This is a genomic window from Synechococcus lacustris str. Tous (assembly GCF_003011125.1).
Classification (GTDB): Bacteria; Cyanobacteriota; Cyanobacteriia; order PCC-6307; family Cyanobiaceae; genus Synechococcus_D; species Synechococcus_D lacustris.
This window is the reverse complement of sequence record NZ_PXVC01000237.1, coordinates 1-914: the sequence shown is the minus strand read 5'-3', so window position 1 is coordinate 914 and position 914 is coordinate 1. Positions and strand designations below refer to the sequence as shown.

The following is a 914-nucleotide window of genomic DNA, read 5'->3' as shown; positions in this document are numbered from 1 at the left end:
GCTCTATGACGTGCTCTCGGCCTGGCCGGTAATCGGACGGGCCAGGGGCCAGTGGCCCCAGCAAAAACTCAGGATGGCGATGGCCTGGCATGGTGAAAAAGGGCGCTACACCAAGCCTTTAGAGATCACAGCCCGGCGCATGCTGCTCACCGCAAAACGGCTTGGCCTTGGCGATGCAAATGTCATCCTTGATGATCTGATCGCCCAAACTCCAGCTGTAATTAGTTCAGTGCAGTCCCAGCTGCCTGCTGGCTTTCCGCAAACCGTTGCCGAACCGTTATTGGTCGGTCTGCAAAGTTCCGCCAGCCAGCTTCAACGCCAACTGTTTCAGAGCTGATCTGATGCCTGCTTCCCCTGCAACCACCACCCGCATCCACGACAGCCTCGATGGTGCTTTGGCCCGCAAGCGCGTGGTGCTTTGGTACGACCCCAGCGGCGAATGGGCAGAAGACTTTGACAACTATCAGCCCAAGGCCGTTGAAAAGCTCCGCGTGGAGGGCAACGAGTTTTCCGTGAAGGTGGCCATAAGCCGGGCGGCGCTGGATCAACGCTTTTTGCTTTATCTGCCCATAGCCAAGCCGCCTGAACCAGACAACTGGCTGCTGGATCTGTTGCTTGCAGGCCATGAGTTCAAGGCCGATCGCGCTTCCCTCGATATCCAAGAAGCCGGGCTCACCCTGGAATTTAAGGAGCTGGCCCAACAGCACAAGGCTTTTTTTCTCTCTTCTGTACGTACTAGCAAGCTCAAGGATCTGTTGCGTCCCAACGACGACCATGCTGCCGTTCGCCTCAAGATGCTTGCCGTATTGGCTAAGCAGCAACCCGATATCGACAAGTTGCTGCTCCATGTATTTGCGCAACTGAAGGATCCAGCAAACCCAGAAGGGGCAGATCCGGTGGAGGCCCTCTACGGC

General features: G+C 56.9%; 1 protein-coding gene and 1 pseudogene. Both read left to right on the top strand.

Annotated elements, in window-relative coordinates; all coding sequences use genetic code 11:
• A pseudogene (locus tag C7K08_RS14600) lies at positions 1 to 337 on the top strand (type II toxin-antitoxin system HipA family toxin); the annotation flags it as partial.
• A 4-nt stretch (positions 338 to 341) separates the two neighbouring features.
• On the top strand, positions 342 to 914 hold a 573-nt coding region (locus tag C7K08_RS14595), incomplete at its 3' end, for a hypothetical protein (RefSeq protein WP_241537293.1).